1 protein-coding gene is annotated in these 238 nt (G+C 57.1%); it reads right to left on the bottom strand.

Going from position 1 to position 238, the window contains the following annotated elements; all coding sequences use genetic code 11:
• On the bottom strand, positions 1-238 hold a 238-nt coding region (locus ON31_RS29315), incomplete at both ends, for a hypothetical protein (protein ID WP_039818279.1).

The following is a 238-nucleotide window of genomic DNA, read 5'->3' as shown; positions in this document are numbered from 1 at the left end:
CGTTCAATCACGCCCACCACTTCAGACAGCTGGGTGCTCACTTCCGCAATCACCGCTTCACGCATAATGTTCAGTTTGGTTTTCGGACGGCTGCCCTGCTGGGTCACATCGTTGCTGCTCCACAGCATCAGGCAACGGCCCACCGCATAACGCGCCTGCTGTTTGCTCGCACGCGGCATGCTCTGCACGCCAAAAAAGCAATCATAGCACGCCATAAACACCGCCACCGCACCATTAC

This window comes from Nocardia otitidiscaviarum NBRC 14405 (genome assembly GCF_000308635.1).
Lineage (GTDB): Bacteria > Actinomycetota > Actinomycetes > Mycobacteriales > Mycobacteriaceae > Nocardia > Nocardia otitidiscaviarum.
The sequence above is the reverse complement of the archived record's forward strand: the minus strand, read 5'-3'. Positions and strand labels throughout refer to the sequence as shown.